Raw genomic sequence first — 20,780 nt, 5'->3', positions numbered from 1 at the left:
GCCCGATGCGGGATTACTGACAAAAACTCGCTTTATTCGGTCGACCTTGCATATCGGCTAGCCGAGTTAACGGGATATCAATCAGGGGAATATTGTTCTCGGTGGTTTGGGCTAATACCGACTTTGCCCACAAAGGTAAATCGGGATGAATACGATAAAATACCCATTGCCCCTGTTTTCTGTCGGTAATGATGTTGGCCTTTTTTAACACGGCTAAATTGCGCGAAACCTTAGGTTGGCTGTCTTCTGCCAATGCTTGCATTAACTCGCATACGCACAACTCGCCGTGGTAATGGGTCAACATTAAAGTTTTTAGGCGAATATCATCGGTTAAGCATTTAAAAAAGACTGTCGGGTCGAGATAAAAATCTGAGGTGGCTTCATCATTCAGCACAGTACCAGCGGCGTTTTCAACCAGTAAAAACATCGACAAACGATTATTGATTTCACTTAAGGTGGCTGAGAAAGGGTTATGGCCTAAACGTGATTTAGGATCGGGGAAGTCCCAGGCATATTGCTTAGCCGCACCGGGGTAGCTTCTACACTCGTGGCTGGCTTTGTCGCAAAGGGTGATCACGTAATCGAATACTTGGCCCTGATAATCATCAACATGATTAGAGACTAACTCTTTGGTATCAATACCAAAGCGATTTAACGCATCAACCGTGCGACTATCAACAACTTCCGGATGAGTACCAGCACTAAAAACCTCAAAGCGATCACCTGCGCGATGCTTTAACAACACTTCAGCCATCTGTGATCTTGCTGAATTACCAGTGCATAGAAACAACACCCGAGATTTTGTCATATTCATATTTCATTTAAGCCAAACCAAAAACATGTGAAATAGTGTATATATGAAATATTGTATGTAAAGTGTTTTATGACTGAATTGCTAACGAGACCGCACAAGCTGCATGAATTTGAGTAGTGTCGTACAAGGGGACATCCGTGTGTTGTGGTTTAACCAATAACGCAATTTCAGTACACCCCAAAATCACCGCCTCGGCGCCTTGTTGATAGAGATGATTGATGACAGAAAGATACTGTTCTCGAGATTGGCTATTAATCGTCCCAAGGCACAATTCGTTATAAATAACATCATGAACCCTATCTTGCTCAGTGCTGCTAGGCACCAGTACTTCAATACCAAATCGCTCTGTGAGGCGATTTTTGTAAAAATCCTCCTGCATGGTAAATTTAGTGCCTAATAACCCTACGCGTTTTATGCCATCCTTAACCAATTGCTCCGCTGTCGCATCGGCAATGTGCACTAATGGAATATTCACGGCCGCTTGAACCTCATCAGCCACTTTATGCATGGTATTAGTACAAATAAGCACAAAGTCAGCACCTGCGGCCTCAACAGCCTGCGCCGCTTTTGCCAACAGAATTGCGCTATCATGCCAACGATTTTCACGTTGCAGCTTTTCTATCTCATCAAAATCAACACTGTAAAGGCACACCTTAGCTGAGTGCAAACCGCCTAATGCCAGCTTCACACCTTGGTTTATTGCTTGGTAATAACTCACGGTCGATTCCCAACTCATTCCACCGATCAGGCCAATTGTTTTCATGTAGCAGCGACCTTATTTGATGTTCAATAAAATATGCTTGCGGTTTATGCACCTAATAGACTGCATAGTGTTGCCATGTTCCCTTGTTGTGAATACCACAATAAGGCGGAGTCAATATACGAATAAAATATGGTCACTGTATAGTTGTACTTCGGCCTTTACCGAAAACAAACATCAGTTAAGGGGGATCATTTTGCTATTTGGCAGGTTTTTAAGCTCAAAACACGCTATGATCCGCATCCATACAGCATTCGTTTTTGAGCAACGCCACCAGCATTGTTAATGCGTAATGAACTGAACCCCATTTATCACTTTTACAATTACATTAGGCAACACCATGGCTATCAGAATAAAACTTAAACCTGGACGCGAGCGCTCATTAGAGCGTCGCCACCCTTGGGTGTTTTCAAACGGTATTCATAACGTCAATGGCGGCAAGCCACAAGCGGGCGACACGGTTGATGTTGTGGGTCACGACGGCCGCTGGTTAGCACGCGGAGCATGGTCACCCGAGTCACAAATTCAGGTTCGCGTATGGACCTTCGACAAAGAAGAAGCTATCGACGCAGACTTTTTTGCCCGCCGTATTCAACGAGCCCAAGCAGGGCGTGAAGATTTAATCCGTGAGCAAGGCCTAACGGGTTATCGTTTAATCGCCGCTGAATCTGATGGTTTACCGGGTATTACGATTGATCGTTACGCCAATGTATTAGTGTGCCAACTGCTTAGCGCTGGTGCGGAAAAGTGGCGAGACACCATTGTTGAGCAATTAGCTATTCAATTTCCTGATTGCGCCATCTATGAACGCTCTGATGTTGATTCACGCAAAAAAGAAGGCTTATTGCCAGTCACGGGTTTACTGCACGGCGAATTACCACCCATGCCGGTCATTATTGAAGAAAACGGCATAAAAATCGCGGTTGATGTGGTAAAAGGTCATAAAACTGGATTTTACTTAGACCAACGTGATAACCGCGCTATGGCAGCCCGTTTTGTTAAAGGAAAATCGGTACTCAACTGTTTTTGCTACACAGGCACCTTTGGTTTGTACGCCGCAAAAGCGGGCGCTGCCAGCATCGAAAACGTCGATGTCTCATCATTAGCCCTACAAACCGCCCGCGACAATATGGCGATTAATGGCCTAAACGACGATCACGTTAACTACAATGAAGCCGATGTGTTTAAGCTATTAAGACAGTATCGCGACGAGGGTAAAACCTTTGATGTTATCGTGTTAGACCCACCTAAATTTGCCGATAATAAAGCCCAATTAGATGGTGCGTGTCGTGGTTACAAAGACATCAACATGATTGCCATGCAGTTACTCAAACCTGGTGGGATTTTATTAACTTTCTCATGTTCGGGTTTAATGCAGTCAGACCTATTCCAAAAAGTGGTTGCCGACGCCGCATTAGATGCCAAGCGTGAAGTGCAGTTTGTTGAACGTATGCACCAAGCAAGCGATCATCCCATCAGCAGCGCATTCCCTGAAGGATATTATTTGAAAGGGTTAGTTGCCAGAGTGTGGTAAACACCGACTCATTCAGGTTTAAGTCATATATTGATAGTTAAGCTATAAGCTGCAAAAAGGGAACCTAAGTGTTTCCTTTTTTGTTGGTTTTGGCTTAGTGTAACTGTCGAAGCATTTTAGTACTTATCTATATTATTGGGGGATAAAAGCGAGTTAGAACTTAAATTTTTATCAAGTTTATTCTGCCCCATTAAATACTCATTGAAAATAAACCATTAATTCATCAACATAGAATAATGACATTAAAACGGACTTTTGAATGAAACAAAAGCTTATGCTTGTTGGAACAGCAATTCTTATATCGGCATTCCTTTTTTTCTGTAATAAAAACACAACGCCAACTGAAACTGTGCCACTCACTAAAGCCAATAATAAGCAGCAACTATCTCATTCACAAACAGCTCAACAAACGCAAACCATAAATCAAACCGATAGCATTTTATCAACTATCTCCCCTCAAAAAATGGTACGTTGCAATGACATAGCCGAAATGTTTACCAACCCCATAATCGAAGATAGCTTTAATTGGTATTCAGCTAACCAAGACATTTTCTTCGACAATATTAAGCAACAGCAAACTCAACAATCACGAATTGCCTCAGCTTTTATCAACAAAAACAAATCAATTGAAACCGATATAGAAAATTTTGACATGTTATCAAAAACATATCCGAGCAATAAGTTAATCGCGTTCAACCTTATGCTACATTGCAACAATTCCACGGCAAACGTCTGTGATGATCAAATGATGCAAAGATCATTAGATACTGACACAGAAAACGGTGCTTTATGGTTGCAAATGGCACTCTATCAACTCAAAGCTGACAACATAGAAAGAGCTCAACTGTCGTTGATGCAATTTATCCAATCACAAGGTTATAACGAATATTCCGGAGACTTTTTCTCTACCATCGATTTAGCTCTTAAAGCCGCTGGAGCGAATGATGATTTATCGTTAAAAATAGCATTGCTTGGTATTGCCGCGACAAGATATCAAACAAATTTTGCACCGCTGATTAAGCTATGTAGAAAAACAGATACGGACAATGCGGCATTATTGAATATATGTTTACAAACCAGTGAAAGATTAATTGAATCGAAAGGTGGGCTATTGACTCATCAAATGGGTTTATCAATACAAAAGAGCATGTTGGAAAAATATGGTGATTCTGAAGGGATAGCTAATAATAGCTCTGCACAAAAAGCGTTTGATACTTTTAATGAAGAAGCAAACATTGCTATGAACATGGTGCTTCGAAGCCGAAAAAGAACCGGAGACTGGTTATCGTTAAATATAGATTATGGTGAGTTAGCGGCATTAGAATACATGATTGATCAAGCAAAGCAGCTCTCAGCCAATAATCAACAAGATCTTTGCGCTATAGACTGGTAATAACAAAAACGCCTGCCAAAGGTTAGTATTATTGTATTTTAGATGGTGACAGTTAGGTATAAAGCACCGAACCTGAATATGTTAGGTGCTCTAAACCGATAGCATTATTGCTTAAAAACCAACTTAAAAACTGTATTTAACCGATACTCCAAAGTTTCTTGGGTCAATTACAGCAGCATATCCCTCAGGATAAGCTCGACTTGGTGGATCGTTAACCGTTAAGCCTTTTTCATCAAATATATTGTTAATAAACGCACTTACTCGCCATGCGTCATTTTGATAATCAACATTAAAACGACTTGTAATGTAATCCCCCGCAACTTGTTCTGCAGTATTGGCAATACTATCGAAGTACTCGCCTACATAATGGCTTGAAACCGCAAATGTAAACGCATCGTTAAGCCAATACTTAAGCCCTAAATTGGCGGTTAAATTAGGTGCTGAATTAAGCTCATTACCTATGATGTCACCAAAGTTGGGATCGGCATTTTTTATTTCACTTTCTAACCAGCCTAAGCCTGACATAAATTGAAAATCATCACCTAACATTGAAGTAAATTCGACTTCAACACCGTAAGTTATCGCGTTGTCAATATTGGTGATTTTACGTAAGCTATTTGACGCTTGATAACCATCGTAGTCGTTATAGAAGATGTTGGTGTTTAAATTAATATTACCGCTATCAAAGTTACTGCGCGAAGTGAGTTCGTATGTATTAACGGTTTCTTGATCATAATAATAATATTCGCTCACTGCTTGCGCCAAAGACAACGCTCCACCTCCTGCGTTGTAACCTTGTCTTGCACTTACGCCTAAGGTGGTGTTGTCATTTAATCCATATTGCAGCACTAACTTTGGCAAACTAATGGTTTTGTCATTATTCAGTTGCTCATCAATTAAACGCGCCCCTAAAGCCATGTCAAAATTTCGAGTTTGTTCATCACGCATAACGCGTCCACCCGCTGTTAACCAAACATTGTCAGCCAGTGCATAGGTTATTTCACCATAAATTGCATTTGATGAGCTCTCGTCATCGCCCCCATATACATACCCCCCAGTGGCATCAAAAACTTGTTCTCTCTTAAAATATGCCAAGCCGATAAAGCCATTGAAATTGCGGTTATTCAAACCAAAACTGTACTTACCATCAACCGTGTAGCTTTTATCATTCATCGCAACAACTTGAGTATCTATCGGTTGAGGTTCATAGGACACAAAACCCCAATCATAGTCCATATATGACACTATCAAATCAAAGGATTGGCTATCATTAATGGCATAGTCGAACGTTAAAGAATGGGTATTCGATTGGGTATCAATGTCGCGTTGAAATAAGGGGATATAAGCCCAAGGATCGTCACCAACAAAATAATTACGACCAGAATCTCCTTGCTCTTTGTTATAACTAAAATTATAGCCAACACTGAGATTTTTAAACGCTAAGGGATTCCATAGGAGCTTACCTCGCCAGCGTTGAGTATCTAAATCATTTTGATCAAATGTTTTAGGTGAAGTGTCATATACCAAACCATTATTATAGGTTTGACCATTAACTTGCTGACCACTGATCCTAAACGCTAATTGATCTTCTAAAATGGGACCCGATAACATCACTGCGGTATCAAGATAACTGTCTTGATTTCGGTAACCCACCCTTGCTGCACCTTGCCAATCAAAAGTAGGATCTTCAGTCTTAATAAAAACGGTTCCACCAATACTGTTGCGACCGTTGATGGTTGATTGCGGCCCTCTAAATACCTCGACTTGTGATATATCCCACAAACCAGTATCACCCGTTAAATCAGCAACAAATGGCTCTGCAACGCCATCAATTAATGTAGAAACCCGCGCCTTAGCACCACCACTAAATGAATTGAACCCCGTTGCCGCACCATTACCACTTACACCACGAATATCAGGCACTGATCCTGTTAATACGACAACGTTAGGCACATCACTAACGGCACTGGAAAGTGACTGATATTGACCACTTTCTAAAGTGTCTTTATCAATGACCGAAACAGATGAGGTAGTATCTTTTAAACTTCGCTCAATTTTTTCACCATATACCTTAATGATTTCAATTGATTGCTTTGGCTCACTGTCGACTGCTGCATAAGTAACCGATGACAATGTACTTGATAGTATCAGCGCTAAATAACTCTTATTAAACACCCTGTTCTCCTTGGGAATCGCCCCTTCACAATAAAACTCATGTCATAAGTAAAAACACGCACAACTTACATTAAACAAACACTTAATGCAATTGCGAACAATTCGCATTTACATTATCATATATAAATTAACATAATAAAGGGAGATTATTAGATGGTATTAACTCAAATATCCGTCATCGCGCTAACCATTATCGGTGCCGCGCTATGTTACATGACAAGTCAACAGCAGCGGGTTATGGCGCATCATTTATCAATGAAATACACAATGCTTGGTATAGGGATTTTACTGTTAGCACTTTATGGCTGGTTACAGCATCTCAGCGCTGCTGCAGCGATTTTTACATGGTTTTTTTCGTTAGTGATATGCATGATTTGCTTGCCTTTTATGACCCTTATTCTTAAAAGAAAGAGGCTGTCATGACCCAATTAAACCCGAATGATAAAATTCAACCACATTGGTGGTCAAAAACGCTGGTCGCGATAGTGATGGGGTTAACATTGAGCTATGGCATTGTCGCTATCTTTGCCTGGTTTGGCCCTGGTGGAATCAGCGCACCAATGAAAGTACAACTCAATATGTGGCTAATAAGCGCAATTTGGTTGCCTATCCTTGCTTTTATTTATTTATTCAAATCGACAAAGTCTGCTTTTATCAGCATGGCTCTTATTAATACATTAATTTATTTAATTTTTAGTGGTTTATGGTGGATACAATGAAAATTCGCTCCGATGTACTGCGAACCTATCAATCGCTCCATACATGGACAGGTATTACCGCAGGATTAGTGCTATTTATTGCATTTTATGCTGGTGCCCTAACCATGTTTAAGCCCCAAATCACCCAATGGGCAAGTCCAAGTTCAGTGTATGCCAATAATACCCCCCTGGTAGAAATGGACACATTAATCGATCAAGCGGTAATGCAATATCCTAAAGCCACAGATGGATTTATAGTTAACATTGATGACCAATACTCATCACTATCATGGTATGAAAAAGGGGGTGGCAGAGGTTTAAGATTAGACGATAGCCTTACCTTTGCCCAAAGGGATGACAAGGGCAACCTCGTTACTCAAACAAGTGATAAAAATGCATTAGGCGCCTTAATTGACAAACTGCACAGAACAGGTGGGATACCCGGTACTTTAGGGCATGAAGATATAGGAGTACTCATTATTGGAGTGGCTTGTGCACTTTATTTTATTGCGCTTGTGTCTGGAGTCATTATTTTACTTCCAACACTGGTAAAACATTTATTAGCGCTCAGAACCCACAAAGGAAATAAACGTTTTTGGCTTGATAGTCATAACCTTGTAGGTGTATTCAGCTTACCTTTTCATATCATTATTGCTTGGACAGCCTGTGTTTTTGCCTTTCACGATCCATTTTATGGTGGGCTAACCTTAGTATACGGGGATCAGCCTTTATTTGAATCACAACCCAAATCTACAATAAGCTATAACGTAAATAGCTTACCTGTAATTCAAGACTACCTAGATCATATAAAGGTTGTTGCGCCCAATTACCAAGTGCGCTCTTTGGAGTTTAGCCAATTATCGACTACCACTCCTTCACTGGCTATCCAACTTGCATCAGAAGGCGCAATGAAACGTGGTGCTGTTACCGATATTATTTTTATGCACCCTTACACCTTTAATATTGATTACTCCAGCTTAAACAAAGTTGAAGAAGGTGTATTTGGACCACTGGTCAATAGCTTTTTTTCATTACATTTTGGTAATTATGCGGGTAACTATGGTCGTTGGATGTACTTCATTTTAGGTTTACTTGGGGCATTCTTGTTTTATAGCGGTAATCTATTATGGCTTGAAAAACGAAGAGAAAAACAACCACAACAGCGTCGCTCGGTTAGATTCATGGCATCGTTAACAATTGGTGTATGCTTGGGATCCATGCTTGGTGTAGCTACAACGCTATCAGCAAGTAAATGGCTGTATTTATTTGCAGTACCTATCAATCAGTTTTACCTAATTTGTTATTATGGATTGTTTTTTGCCGCTATTGGATACAGCTTTTATCGTGGAGGTGCTGGTGCAGCAATTACCTTGCTTCATGCACTGACAATAGCTTGTTTATCTATCCCACTGACAACACTAATATTTTCAGTAATGACAAATAACGCAACCCACTCCTTTGATAACAACACCATTATTGTTGATGTAATGGCTTTATTTTTCGCTATGATATTTTTTATTGCGGCAAAAAAAGCAAAATATAGAGCATTCAACGGTGAAAGAAACAGCATTTGGGCTTTAGAGGTAAAGGATTCACTGCCTAAGCAAATAGTATTGGCACCAGACTTTAAAGACTAAAATTTATCATATTGCTGACGCTAGCCTATAAACCAGACGAGACAAGTCTGGTTTATAGTAACGACTTTTGACATTCTCATCGACAAGTCTTACTTGTTGTATCCAAAGAATAAGACAAAAAAGGGCGGTTAATTTAAAGCATGACACACCTTGGGGTAAAGTATGTCGCGTCCTTAAACTTGACTCTCATCCAATAGCCAAAGTATCAAACTATTTTATAATCGCACAAATCATGTGCGTTTATATAATAGTTTGATAAAAAAAGGCGCAATGTAAGGTCAAATATTTGCTAATGTTTGATCTTTTTTTACAAATACGTTTTAGCAAAATTATAAAATAGTTTGATATTTTTCTTCGACCGATTTTACAAACACAAACTAAAACTCCCTACCTTTTCTGTTCAAGGGTTTCGTTCAGCTTTTCCCTCAAACGATTTACCCACTTGCTCTTGTATTCATCTTCGCTTAAAACCCTGCCTTTTTCTTTCAGCCTTGGGTGATGACAAGACACAAAGCAGTTAGTTCGCTCCCGAATGTACTGATGCCGCCACTGAGCACTACTATCAGAAAAATGCTGAATAATTTCTTTAAAATTAGTATTAGCATCATCTTTAAGTCCAAGCATTAACGTACTACCCCCTTTAGACTTTGCTAGGCTTGCAGTATCCGCCTCTAACACAACAATTTTTGTTTGACGCATTTCAATAATAGCAACGAAAAACCTAAGCGTTTGCTGATCTTTGGTTTGAAATATCACTCTGCTCTTATTTGTCGGATTAGGAAACACTCCACACTTAACAGACTCAAGTATTATCCTTTTATCGCGCCCCAGCTCATTCACAACTTGCTCAAATATTATGAACTTTTGGGGCAGAACATCAGCCCCCTCAAAAGCATCATCTTGGTTTATAACAGGGTCAAACTCCTGAGAATCTCCCCCCCACTCAGGTGAACCAACCCCTGCTTGCTCATGAACCGCTTTTTCATTTCCTGCAGACATCGTAGATTTGGGTGACTCCTTCCCATCAGAAAGAACCGCCCCCTGAATACCAGAAACATTAAATGAAAAACGGCTAGCCTTTTGAGTATGAAGCCGTTTGCCAAATGCTGGAATATTACCCATATCCAAATCTGGATCGATATCAACGTCCGGCGTTCTACCAAGCTTTCCTTTTTCTTTATCTGCCGATTCAGCTTGGAACTTTCTTTTAGGATGAAGGATCTCTACTCCAGAAAAACTCTCAGAAATTTGAGCATCGACAATGGACTCAATCCTTTGAACTTCCAATTCATTTGTCTGGTAACTCCTTATAATCGACAATTCAAGCTTCCACCCTTCTAAATCTGGTGGGGTAAAGTTGAAAGCGATCGAACCAGTATTCTGTTGAAAGGATTGATAAATCGAAAAAAAACTACGTCGAGCCTCATGATCTAACAAAAGCCAAGCAAGATGAGCTCTAGCTCTTCTTGTATTCAAATAACTAACAGGGTAACTAGTTGACTCTGGAAAGCGGATTTTTATGGGGGAAGATGTTAGGCCAACAAAAGCGAGCTCTTCCAAGCCATTAGGGCTGTACGCTGCATGCACTAAATGTCGGTTATGAAAAAAAAGCGTTCTCGCTAATTCAAATCCCGATATTGAAATCAATCCATTGTCAGTCTGATAACAGTATCGGTAATGGGCTAATGATTTGTCGACGACTTCACTTCCTAAGATTGTCACCGTAATCCGTTCGCATTGAGACTCATACGAAATTTCTTTTCCCGAAAAAGTTCTGCCAGGAGCAACAAAGTTGGCCACTTCAATAGGTAATGACGAGAGCTTTCCATCTTGCCACTCAACACCTATATAAATTTGTTTATTTTTAAAAAGATTTTTTGACCGAAAAACGCCATTTACTCTTTTTAGTTCAACATTTTCTGGAAGATAATTTAAAGCAGGGAAATTCTTCGAAATCCATTCTGAGAATGTGTTTAACAGGTTTTCGGCTACGCTTTTTGCTAAGTCCGGCAATGCGTTCAATTTCATAGGGTTTAGGGAAAGGTTCAGGTGAATTTATACAGTTCACCATAATAGCCAGAACTCTACGAATTTGGTACTCCTCTATTGATTCAGTGTATTTTACGAAAAAGCTTCGACATAAAGGTAATTTATCTAAGTGACTAACAATCCCCCAAGGCACATTAGTGTGGGCAATAAACCAAGTTTGAGTCATTCGTGGAAGGCTCAAATTGTCATAACTTTTATTGCGGATTTTGATGAGTTTTCTAACAATATCCATGTCGCGCTTGCACCAATTTATTTGCCTCCCGACATCATTACGGAAACGATTTGGCAAATGTTTTTGTAACCAAGCATTGTCATAGCGATAAAGCCATGAGTAAACCCTTGAGCCTTCAGTTGTCGCTCTAACATCTTTTAAAATTGACGTTGGTGGGCAAATTACTAACCAGATAGCACGATATTCTTCGTATCGTTCAACTGCTTTGATATTAGTATAAATCATTTTTTCTCTAATTTTATCAGTGATTAATGCTGCATTTTGAATAGAATCTAAAATAGAGAGATAAGGAAACAGTGCCATATGGCACACGATATGGTGAAGAAAACTATAATGTCTTCTTTGTTTGCGAAAAAATGCTAACAACCAGTTGTTTTCTAGGCTGACGCTTAAGCCTTGTTGCTCTAAAAAAGCCGTTCCCCAAAAATGTTCAATTTGAAATCGAATATTAAGATGATCAGGTCTACTCCCAATAACTAAACCATGATCAGCTATACACCGTTGATAAAAGGTGGTCCATTGCAATGGTGTGACGTATGGTGTTTTAGTTATTAATAACTGCTGTATCGAAATAGCCAAAGCCAACAATTTGCTATTTGGCTCAACATTCAACAAGGTTAATTGTGCTTGAGGCGCAAGATATGAAGCATCTTTAAAAGCATGCCTTCTATCGGGAAGTAATTTAAACGAGCTATTTTGCAGGTAACAAAGGTGCTTAGGACATACCATTACCCCAGGAAGTTGATGTAACCTTCGCCAATACGAATAAGCGAGATTTACTTGATCTTCAGCTAAACATTCAGGGCAATACCGATAATAGCGGGGCCACTTAATGCTTGAAGCATTAATCCCAACACTTGTCATCACATGCGATTTATCACTGTTTATCATTCTATTTTGAACATCATTTACTCGCGATGGCTCAACAAAAGACTGAAAAAGTGGAAGTATAGAATGACGTTGAATCAACTCATTTTGACTTATAGACCAGATATGGCCAACCTGAGACAGTAAAGCTTGAAGATGCCCTTGCAATAGAGGTGAAGGGACAATGTTTCGAGAGCCAAAAAGTAATTCTAGTGCCGCTTTATCATTTCTTAGACCTTGTCTTGATACAAAGCGAGCAAGAATACTGACGAGTAATTCATCATCATGCGCCACTGGAAATTGCATAATCATAACTGATCCCATTAAATGAGATCGGTAGAAATATTAGCTATTCACCTGCACTATGAGTAAGCGATGCTATTAATGATTTCTTATCTTCATCACTTAACGAAGCGATAAGAATAGCCAGCTCTGCACTTTGGTCATCTTCACAAAAAAAATAATTTAATGGTACTTTCAATTCATTGGCCATTTTCCTGAGCGTTTGAATATCGGGTACGTGCCTACCTTTTTCGTAGTGGTTCATTCGACCACTGGCAGAACTTTCATCCATACCGATTCTTACGCCCAGCTCTTTCTGCGAAATACCCACTTTCTTTCGAGCCTGTTTAAGCCGCTCAGGTATTGGATTGTTATGCAATTTATATTCATCTTCAAAATCTCTCATGCTTAGATTGTCTAAGTTTTACTTATTTCTGTATACTTAGCAATCCTAAGTTTTTATTTTTAAGATCGGAACATGACTAACGAAACTATTTCTTTGAACCAAAAATTCAGAAAACTATTGATGCGGGTTGATGGAAGCTCAATAGGCAGAAAACAACTTATTGAATTAGCAGAAAATCTATTTAGCTTATCTAAGATACAAGCAGAGCGCTTGGTTGCGAGAAATATTCATGCCCTTACAACAAAAGATTTAATCGTTGCAACAGGTAAAAGCAATGCAAGGATTTATCAAGTTACCCCCGAACTTCGGACAATTTTACAAAGTAACGAGTACAAAATAACAACTAAACCTCATGATGAAAAAGGTGTATCCACTAATAAATTAATGACAGAAGAAACCAAGACAAGTACTGAATTGAAAATGGTATTAGGTGAAATCCAAGCTTATCAAGATTATCTAGAACAATTTCCTCAACAAAACAAAACCATATTGTCACTGCTTAACAAAACCAGAGATCATGCATCAGACCTATATGGTCGCCTCAGCGCTATTAACAAAATAATTAAGGCTACTGAGATAGAGGACAACATGACATGTTAAGGGACTGGCAAAATCGCTGTATCAAACACGCGACAGACACCTTTAGCAAACAGGCAGGGTATCTTATGCTGGCTTGCCCAGGTGCAGGAAAAACGATAGCTGCGGCTCATATTGCTAAATCACTTATCGACAATAATAAAGTGGATTATGTCGTTTGCTTTTCACCATCTCGTATAGTTTGTCAAAGCATTGAACAAACTTTTGAGCATGTTTTAAGCAGAAAATTTAATGGTCACTTAGGCGCTTTAGGGATGTCAAAAACTTATCATTCCTTAAGCAATACTACTGAATTAATTAGTAATTTAAGTAACAGTAGGGTTTTAGTGATTTTTGATGAAATACATCATTGTGCCGGCGATGGTGATTCTCCTTCAAATGTCTGGGGAATGCAGCTACTGGTAACAATCCAAAATCTAGCCACTTACACATTATCACTTACCGGAACGCCCTGGCGTACCGATACTCTGCCAATCCCTTTTGCAAAATATACTGACCCAGACGGTAATATTTTGTGTGATTTCTCATACGACATTGTTGATGCGATTAAGGATAAGGTATGCCGTATGCCACAAATAACTGCGATAGATCTTCAACATGTTGTGGTAAAGAAAAATCATCAACTTCAAACATATGACAATCTACAAAACCTTCTGGAAGAAGGCGATGTTAGCTATCAGTCCATCATTAAACACCCAGAGGTAATCAAACATTTGTTGTCTCAAAGTGTTGAGCAACTCGATAGTCTTAGGAGGACTTCACCTAATGCCGGCGGCTTAATTGTTGCATCTTCATACCTTCATGCGTTGCAAATCCAATCTATTTTATCTGGCCAATTCGGTAAAGAATCGACCTTAGTGTCTTGCAGACTAGATGACTCGCCTGAATTAATTGAATACTTTAAAAATAGCCAGTCAGAATGGATTATTAGCATCGCAATGATAAGTGAAGGAACAGATATACCAAGGCTACAAGTTTGCTGCAATCTTACTGATGTCACTACTGAGCTGTACTTTCGGCAAATTCTAGGCCGGGTACTTCGTGTAACACAAGCACAGAGTAATTTTGCTTATATGTTCATGCTAGCAGAGCCCCAATTAGTTGAGTATGCGAAACGGTTAGACGAAGCCGTACCGGGAACCTACACCTATCAAAAATCTGCTCATTTACTCGATAGCATCGATAATTCAACATCTAAGGAGTTACCAAACAAAACTTCTTCGTCTGACAATAGCAAAACGAGTACAGGGCTTAATTTTGATTCGCTCAACACCAACGCTCATCAACTTGGGAGTAAAAACCAAGTTGATGAGCTGGTATTGTCGTCGTTTAAATCACAAATTCTATCGAGCTATCTGATCTATGCTTAATCGACACGTATCGCGAATTGATTAGAAATGACTCTTGGTCAAATGCCACCCAGAACCATACTTGCATTTATAAACTCGTAAGCTAATACCTTGTTCATCATAGATAATATCTGCTCTCAAGCGTGCCTCGCATTTGGAGCGATATGATGCTTTTTCAACACCATAGCCTCCTGTGCAACGAGTGCATTTTTGGCTGGGAGTTTGTCGACTTTTAGGCGACAAATGCCATAAATCACATTTATCACAATGATACGGACTCAAATCGTTACCATAATATTCTTTTGAGTATTCCGCAGCATCTTGTGCCTCTTCCTCAGAATAATATTGTGTTAATGCCTTACCGGAGGCCTTTCCAAAACAAGTTTCACTTTTCATGTTTGCCTCCTAAGACTCAATAACATCGATATCAATTGGACGATATCTCGATAAAAATGTTTTAGGATTAAAGGCTATCTGTGCAAGCGCACTTTCTACACCACACTGATTAATGCTGTCACTGTATTGATAACCGCTGGCATTTTTTGAGTTCTGATAGAAGCGTCCCAAAGGGTCGATCATTAAATATGACTCGGTCATCGTTGAATTCGATTCAGCAAATATTGGGAGCCCCAGACCACTGTGGCGCTCAACAAACTGGTTAAATTTGTCATCTGAAATCAGTAATTCATCATCACCATAGGGCATCACTTGTAAGACTTTCCATTTATAAGGTTTTAACTCGCCAATCAGTGATGAAAAGTCCTCCTCATAATTTAAGCCATTAACAACAGTATTGATCTTGGTTTTGATGCCTTTTTGAGTTCCTATTAGACCCCCTAACGCAATTTTTAAATCATCAGCGCTCAGCGAATTGCCTTTACGATCAATTCGGCCAATCGCCTTTCGAGTGCTTAAGTCCTGACTATCAAAGCTGATACCAACCATATCCAGCACATTTTTAGGGAAATCTAAGCGGCTATTGATTAGGTAATGCCCATTAGTAATGATTGAGGTTTTAAAGCCTTTTTGTTTCGCCAGCATCAGTACAATAAAAAACGTACTGCCAAGCATCATTGGCTCTCCGCCAGCTAAATTAAGGCGTACAGTGTCGTAACCGAGTCCACTCTTTAACGGTGAGTGGCCTTTGATAAAATATGAAGCTAAGTTATCAAGCAGCTTTTCAATTTCCTCAAGAGAACGATGCAATTCTTTGGGGCGGCCCCACTTTGCAAAGCAGTACTTGCAGTCATAATTGCACACTTCTGTGATATGCCAGTTGATGACCAATTCTTTAATATTTTTATTTTCTTCATTGATAAATGTCATGACTCAGCCCCTTAACCTTCAACAGTTAATGAACTGAACTTTTTATTAAAGTTTCGCTCATAATTTTGTCGGTTAAATAGCTGAAAAATGAAATTCGTTGAAGTACGGCTCAATATAAGTCGATGATTTCGGCCTATACGAAAACGAACAAGAGAGTTGTTACATTTGACCTTTCGACCACCTAAAAGCGGATAAGGTTTACCTGATGCAATCTCATTAATCAGGCTCATAGTTTGAACCTGTTGATTCGAAGATAAACTTTGCCACACTCTAGCGTTTATACGACACACTAGCGATGAAATTGTATTCGCTTGAGCAGACTGTTCTGTGAAGGGAAAAACATATTGTTTTGTTGACATTTTGAAGCACCTTTTTTGTTATGGGTGCTTCTATACGCAGGTTAATTAATTTTTTTTCGCTTTTTATTTTGACGGTAGCAGTACAACACTCCCAACTGATTCTGCATTGTCTAACATCGACTCAAAATCATTGCTTAAACGCTCACCTTCAACAAAAGTAAGTAATACAGCACCTTCTTCAAGCTTAAAGTCCCATGAGTCATCAATACCAATGACACCATCGCCATCAGAAAAAGAGTAATAAACATTAATATCTCTGCCCCCATTGAACTGAATCAGAATATCTTTCTCTAGCGATACTATTTGGTGCTCTCCCCATATGACCTCTATGGAAAAGGCTTGCTCTTCATCAGGTATGCCACTCAAAGCAGCACTAAATGGTTGGTAGCTAGGACTAAAAAGACTAACTTGTGGGGCGTTGGTACTTTTTTTAGTAAAAGATTTTAATTTTTTATATTGATGAACTACCGCAGGCCATCTTGCCGCTAGACTGCAAAACGCATTCAAACTCTCCCGCCGCTTAACTGCATCAGCCCAAACCCTTTCAGCATCTGGATGTTGTAACAACTTAACCCAGTTTTCATCAGCACTTTCTACACCTTGGACCATTTCATCGAGTGATAACTTATCCAATGTCATGATACTTGCTCCAATATTGTTGATGGCTTATTTTTTAGTTGCTTCAGCTTGTGAGCATAATCTGAATAGTTTCGCTCATTCTTATTTATCTCATACACATCAAGCACTGCTTTTTTGGCAATGGCCTTAAACAATGCTCGAGTTAGAAAATCATTATCACCTGTCTGAGTGTGGATTGAATGAAATCGATTGATTATTTGCTTAATTTTCTGCCTGACTTGATGCTTAGTTTGATGGGTCTCTGACTGTTCTGCGACATACTGGGGACGATTAAGGCCTTTGACAAAGTATTTATTTTCATAGAGTTCCACAGAATTTATGTGTTCTTTAATATTGAGGAACTGATACAAGTACCGAAAGGAGGCATCTACCTTATAGCGGGTTATTTGAGGGGCTGACACCTCGTTTTCTATTTCGATGTCCCACGATAAATCATCAGATACAGCTAATTCATTTAAAAGTTTTTTATTAGCTTGTAGCCAATAACCAATCAAATCAGGGGCAACGTGTTGATTGAGTTCACTCAGATTTCTTGCCAACTTTTGCACATGGAAATCGATATCGACCTGTTTAGATCCCGACTGTTCGTGCACGCTTTCAACCAAAGCCTGCTTATAAGGCGCATATCCAACATGGATACTCCCAGCAGATTTGAATCGGATCCAGAATGCCAACTGACTGAACAGGTTTATATCTTTGGCGATACCGCTATTCAATCGTTCACCACTAAAATGGCTTAACAGAAATAAGTTTATAATCTTGGAGACCGCGCTAGCTTGACTCTGAAATGCCAAAGAGATGGCTTTCTCATCAAAGTTTTCTAGCGCATGCTCAATAACTAACTCTATAACTTGTCGATTTTTATCCACATATTTTTGACGTCCTACATGGGACCAATCGGTAATGGGTAAGTCGCTATCACGCATGCTTTGCAAAGCCTGCTTGTAAATTCATTTTTAAAATTAAATCTCTCATTTCCTGCTTTTTAGCCGCAGACAGCTCTACTCTAGGGATAAAAACATTTTGCTGCTCGCTTAAACCACAAAAACGCATGCCTGACCAGGCTGAAGGATGCTTAAATGAGTCCTCCAAAACGCTTATATCAAAATTGGACTTATTAGCACTACTAGCAAGCACTGGTCCCATAAGCGCTTTCAATGCTTGTTTTTTTTCATAATGGCAACCAAGCGTTTTTAGGTACTCTTTTTCACCAATAGTTGTGATTTTATTTAACTCGTCATCGGCACCACTTTCAACCCACCAACGTTGAGCACTAAGCAGTGCTTCAGATGCCCCTAAGCCGCTTGAAACAAGCTTATCGTATTCTGCCTTTATATGGGCCGTCACTAACTCGGGAACCGCCCATAAAGAGCCTATTGCAGTTTTAGCACCATACTCTAGCATCCTCATGTCCATACCGAAGGCTTCATTAACCTGGCTAGGTAAAAAGTGTAGAGGAATGTTTGAACCGCTTTGGCACGCCCACAACTCTATACGCTCAGCCCCTCTTACACCTAGACGCATCTCAACATCTCGAATAACATAATCTTTAAATAATAACGAAGGTCTGTCTGGATGTTTATGTTCGCAATGCCCATAGAAACTAAAAACACTAGACTGGGTTAGCTGATTAACAACTTCATCCATAGATTGAGTAACAATATTTTCTGAATGAGCTTGAGCCGCGAGTTGTTCAAATAAAGTATCACCACCACACAGGCTAGTACGCAGGCTTTTCGCATCTGAGTATTTTACTTGTTGATATAAATACATCAGTGAAGGTAGCCAATTTATCTCGCTAACTAATTGATATAGCTTTTCTCCTGCTTTACCTGTTGCTATCCAAGGTATATGTGAAGCAAAAAATGAAGGTAGCAGCGAAATTTTACTTAAGTGATTCGGAAGTATCTTTTTCCAATCAATAAAGTCTAAATCCCAATTTGTACTAATTTCTTTGTTATTGGCAACAAATGCAGCAACATTATTAATTAGATTTTTGGGTAAGTTGAAAGAATAACCATTAGCAATTATTTCGTTATTTTGCAGATAAACAACGATAATCAGAGCATCATCATAGTGATCTTCAATATCTATCTTAACGATTACTTGCTCAGGATGAGCATTTAAAGCCTCGGTTAAATCATCAAAGGTAATTTGATAAGTTCGCTGCCTTGCTTTGAAATAATCAGGGTCTAACTTGTCTGTATAATCACCTAAGGTTAAGAAATCATTTAAACACAAGCTTGCTTGTTCGTGTAAATAGCTGATTGGGTCTCTGGCTCGGCTCGCCATATCGACAATGCTTGCATATCGATTATCATCGAATACATGCTCATTAATATTAGTCAGTTTTTGGGTGCCTTGTGATTTTAGTAAATTAGCACTCTCAGCAAGAGATTGATGTAATTTATCCTTGTCCACGACACCAACCATAAGCGCAAGTTCATTCAAGCCATAGTACGTACTACCCAGTTTTCTCAAAGCATCCAACAACACTTGCGCGACAGGATTTTTAGGGTGGAGCCAGCACGAACTGGCGCTTTCGCAAAATCGCATTCCACTGGTATTTTCAAGCGTGATAAATGCACGTAAAAAGTCTTCATTTTTTGCTAATATACGGGCTAAGCCTGAACTTGCCTGCTGGATCAATACGCCAACTCTATCGGACTCTTGGTCCGTCTCAGTAGACTGCCGACTCATCATCAATGAATGCAGTTTATTTGATAGTTTATCAATATTTGCAGCATTGCTGTTTCTCTCAGCTTCATTTACAAGTTGTTTAATTTCAACAATAGGGTTTGATACATCAGCGAATGGATTCACCCTCATAAAATCTAAAGGATCAAGGCCAAACTTTGGTGCAATTTCTCCAATAAAATGACAAAGTTGTTTGTGTTCCTCATTGTTAGAAAAATGACTCAAGCGGGTAAAAGTAACAGGTAATATTTGATCTGGCTTCAAGGACATTGAGCCCTGTAAACCTAGATGAGGTACATTTGCTTGAGCCCACTCAATAGCCCCCATGAAGCAATGGAAAGCCTTAGCTTGAGCATCACAAGCTTCAGCAACTTTTCCGGCATCGAGTAGAGTTGCAGCTAAATTAAAATAGGCGATAGAGAGCTGATTTAACCGAATAAATATTGGAATATTCCCCTCTAATATCCTAATAGCAGACTCATGTAACTGTTGTGACTTTATTAGGCAATCCTGCTTGCTTAAAGAAAATAAATGCTCATTGGCAGCTCTTCTATATGTTGCACCTAACTGGGATAAACTTGATGCATGTTTATCAGGAAATTGTTGTCGCGGCTTGCTTTCAATTGCGCGAGAAAAGAATGAAACCGCTTTATTCAAGTTTGAATGAGGCGCACCAGGTAAGTGCGCAAAATGAGTAAAATAAAACACTCCTAACTCATGGCAAGCAGAAGCTTTGGTATAGTCATTTTTAGACGCCAACGCTAAGGCTTTTTCAAAACTCCGTAATGCTTTTTTTAATGATTCCTTGTCATCAACCGCATCAGTTAGCCTTATCCCCTCTCGAATATGTTGGTGATAAATAGGTTTTACTTTTTGACTGATAACATCTTCTTGTAACCTAGCATAATAGGCAAAATCCATTTGTTCTTTAACATCCATTTAAAAGTTTACCTTCTCCCGGTGATA

At 39.4% G+C, this 20,780-nt stretch carries 18 protein-coding genes; 6 read left to right on the top strand and 12 right to left on the bottom strand.

Annotation, left to right across the window (positions count from 1 at the left end; genetic code table 11):
- Positions 1-13: 13 nt before the first annotated feature.
- A complete protein-coding gene (locus OHT75_RS11625; protein WP_264726780.1) occupies positions 14-808 on the bottom strand; it encodes a metalloregulator ArsR/SmtB family transcription factor in 795 nt (264 codons plus the stop codon).
- A 73-nt stretch (positions 809-881) separates the two neighbouring features.
- The gene (locus OHT75_RS11620; protein WP_264726778.1) at positions 882-1,577 is read right to left on the bottom strand and encodes an aspartate/glutamate racemase family protein; all 696 of its coding nucleotides are present in this window, start codon (positions 1,575-1,577) and stop codon (positions 882-884) included.
- 337 nt (positions 1,578-1,914) lie between these two features.
- Here OHT75_RS11620 and OHT75_RS11615 point away from each other — a divergent pair, with 337 nt between their 5' ends.
- Entirely contained in the window at positions 1,915-3,108 is a 1,194-nt protein-coding gene (locus OHT75_RS11615) for a class I SAM-dependent rRNA methyltransferase (RefSeq protein WP_264726776.1), read from the top strand.
- Between the two features lie 259 nt (positions 3,109-3,367).
- A complete protein-coding gene (locus OHT75_RS11610) occupies positions 3,368-4,501 on the top strand; it encodes a hypothetical protein (protein ID WP_264726774.1) in 1,134 nt (377 codons plus the stop codon).
- A gap of 123 nt (positions 4,502-4,624) precedes the next feature.
- Here OHT75_RS11610 and OHT75_RS11605 read toward each other — a convergent pair whose 3' ends face one another.
- Entirely contained in the window at positions 4,625-6,676 is a 2,052-nt protein-coding gene (locus OHT75_RS11605; protein ID WP_264726772.1) for a TonB-dependent receptor, read from the bottom strand.
- A gap of 419 nt (positions 6,677-7,095) precedes the next feature.
- Between OHT75_RS11605 and OHT75_RS11600 the strand changes: the two genes are divergently transcribed.
- Together OHT75_RS11600 and OHT75_RS11595 are read left to right on the top strand one after the other, a co-directional pair.
- The gene (locus OHT75_RS11600; protein WP_264726770.1) at positions 7,096-7,395 is read left to right on the top strand and encodes a DUF2070 family protein; all 300 of its coding nucleotides are present in this window, start codon (positions 7,096-7,098) and stop codon (positions 7,393-7,395) included.
- Positions 7,392-9,011: a PepSY-associated TM helix domain-containing protein gene (locus OHT75_RS11595; RefSeq protein ID WP_264726768.1), complete on the top strand. Its 1,620-nt coding sequence runs from the start codon at positions 7,392-7,394 to the stop codon at positions 9,009-9,011. The genes OHT75_RS11600 and OHT75_RS11595 overlap by 4 nt, the downstream gene beginning before the upstream one ends.
- Positions 9,012-9,398: 387 nt before the next feature.
- Here the strand turns inward: OHT75_RS11595 and OHT75_RS11590 are convergent, their stop codons facing one another.
- Genes OHT75_RS11590 through OHT75_RS11580 form a run of 3 tightly spaced genes read right to left on the bottom strand, consistent with a single transcriptional unit; the run spans position 9,399 to position 12,847 of the window.
- Positions 9,399-11,024 (bottom strand): Tn7-like element transposition protein TnsE, encoded by a 1,626-nt coding sequence (locus OHT75_RS11590; protein WP_264726766.1) that lies wholly within the window; start codon positions 11,022-11,024, stop codon positions 9,399-9,401.
- Positions 10,921-12,471 carry a TnsD family Tn7-like transposition protein gene (locus OHT75_RS11585; protein ID WP_264726764.1) on the bottom strand — a complete coding sequence of 517 codons (1,551 nt, stop codon included), beginning with the start codon at positions 12,469-12,471 and terminating at the stop codon, positions 10,921-10,923. Before OHT75_RS11585 ends, OHT75_RS11590 begins: the two co-directional genes overlap by 104 nt.
- A 37-nt stretch (positions 12,472-12,508) precedes the next feature.
- Entirely contained in the window at positions 12,509-12,847 is a 339-nt protein-coding gene (locus OHT75_RS11580) for a helix-turn-helix domain-containing protein (protein WP_319803633.1), read from the bottom strand.
- Positions 12,848-12,919: 72 nt separating this feature from the next.
- On the opposite strand from OHT75_RS11580, the gene OHT75_RS11575 reads away from it, so the two are divergent.
- Positions 12,920-13,447: a hypothetical protein gene (locus tag OHT75_RS11575; RefSeq protein ID WP_264726762.1), complete on the top strand. Its 528-nt coding sequence runs from the start codon at positions 12,920-12,922 to the stop codon at positions 13,445-13,447.
- The gene (locus OHT75_RS11570) at positions 13,441-14,814 is read left to right on the top strand and encodes a DEAD/DEAH box helicase (protein WP_264726761.1); all 1,374 of its coding nucleotides are present in this window, start codon (positions 13,441-13,443) and stop codon (positions 14,812-14,814) included. Before OHT75_RS11575 ends, OHT75_RS11570 begins: the two co-directional genes overlap by 7 nt.
- A 21-nt stretch (positions 14,815-14,835) precedes the next feature.
- Here the strand turns inward: OHT75_RS11570 and OHT75_RS11565 are convergent, their stop codons facing one another.
- The 6 genes from OHT75_RS11565 to OHT75_RS11545 all read right to left on the bottom strand — a co-directional run bounded on the left by OHT75_RS11565 (position 14,836) and on the right by OHT75_RS11545 (position 20,753).
- Positions 14,836-15,189, bottom strand: a complete 354-nt coding sequence (locus OHT75_RS11565; protein WP_264726759.1) for a hypothetical protein — start codon at positions 15,187-15,189, stop codon at positions 14,836-14,838.
- A 9-nt stretch (positions 15,190-15,198) separates the two neighbouring features.
- Positions 15,199-16,119: a viperin family antiviral radical SAM protein gene (locus OHT75_RS11560; protein ID WP_264726757.1), complete on the bottom strand. Its 921-nt coding sequence runs from the start codon at positions 16,117-16,119 to the stop codon at positions 15,199-15,201.
- Positions 16,120-16,130: 11 nt separating this feature from the next.
- Positions 16,131-16,349 (bottom strand): ParE family toxin-like protein, encoded by a 219-nt coding sequence (locus OHT75_RS18020; RefSeq protein WP_454877254.1) that lies wholly within the window; start codon positions 16,347-16,349, stop codon positions 16,131-16,133.
- A 192-nt stretch (positions 16,350-16,541) separates the two neighbouring features.
- Positions 16,542-17,117 carry a hypothetical protein gene (locus tag OHT75_RS11555; protein WP_264726756.1) on the bottom strand — a complete coding sequence of 192 codons (576 nt, stop codon included), beginning with the start codon at positions 17,115-17,117 and terminating at the stop codon, positions 16,542-16,544.
- The gene (locus OHT75_RS11550; RefSeq protein WP_264726754.1) at positions 17,114-17,986 is read right to left on the bottom strand and encodes a hypothetical protein; all 873 of its coding nucleotides are present in this window, start codon (positions 17,984-17,986) and stop codon (positions 17,114-17,116) included. The genes OHT75_RS11555 and OHT75_RS11550 overlap by 4 nt, the downstream gene beginning before the upstream one ends.
- 49 nt (positions 17,987-18,035) lie before the next feature.
- On the bottom strand, positions 18,036-20,753 hold the full coding sequence (locus OHT75_RS11545) for a CHAT domain-containing protein (protein WP_264726752.1): 2,718 nt from the start codon (positions 20,751-20,753) through the stop codon (positions 18,036-18,038).
- Between the last annotated feature and the right edge of the window lie 27 nt (positions 20,754-20,780).

This window comes from Shewanella subflava (genome assembly GCF_025971955.1).
GTDB classification, from domain to species: Bacteria; Pseudomonadota; Gammaproteobacteria; order Enterobacterales; family Shewanellaceae; genus Shewanella; species Shewanella subflava.
The sequence above is the reverse complement of the archived record's forward strand: the minus strand, read 5'-3'. Positions and strand labels throughout refer to the sequence as shown.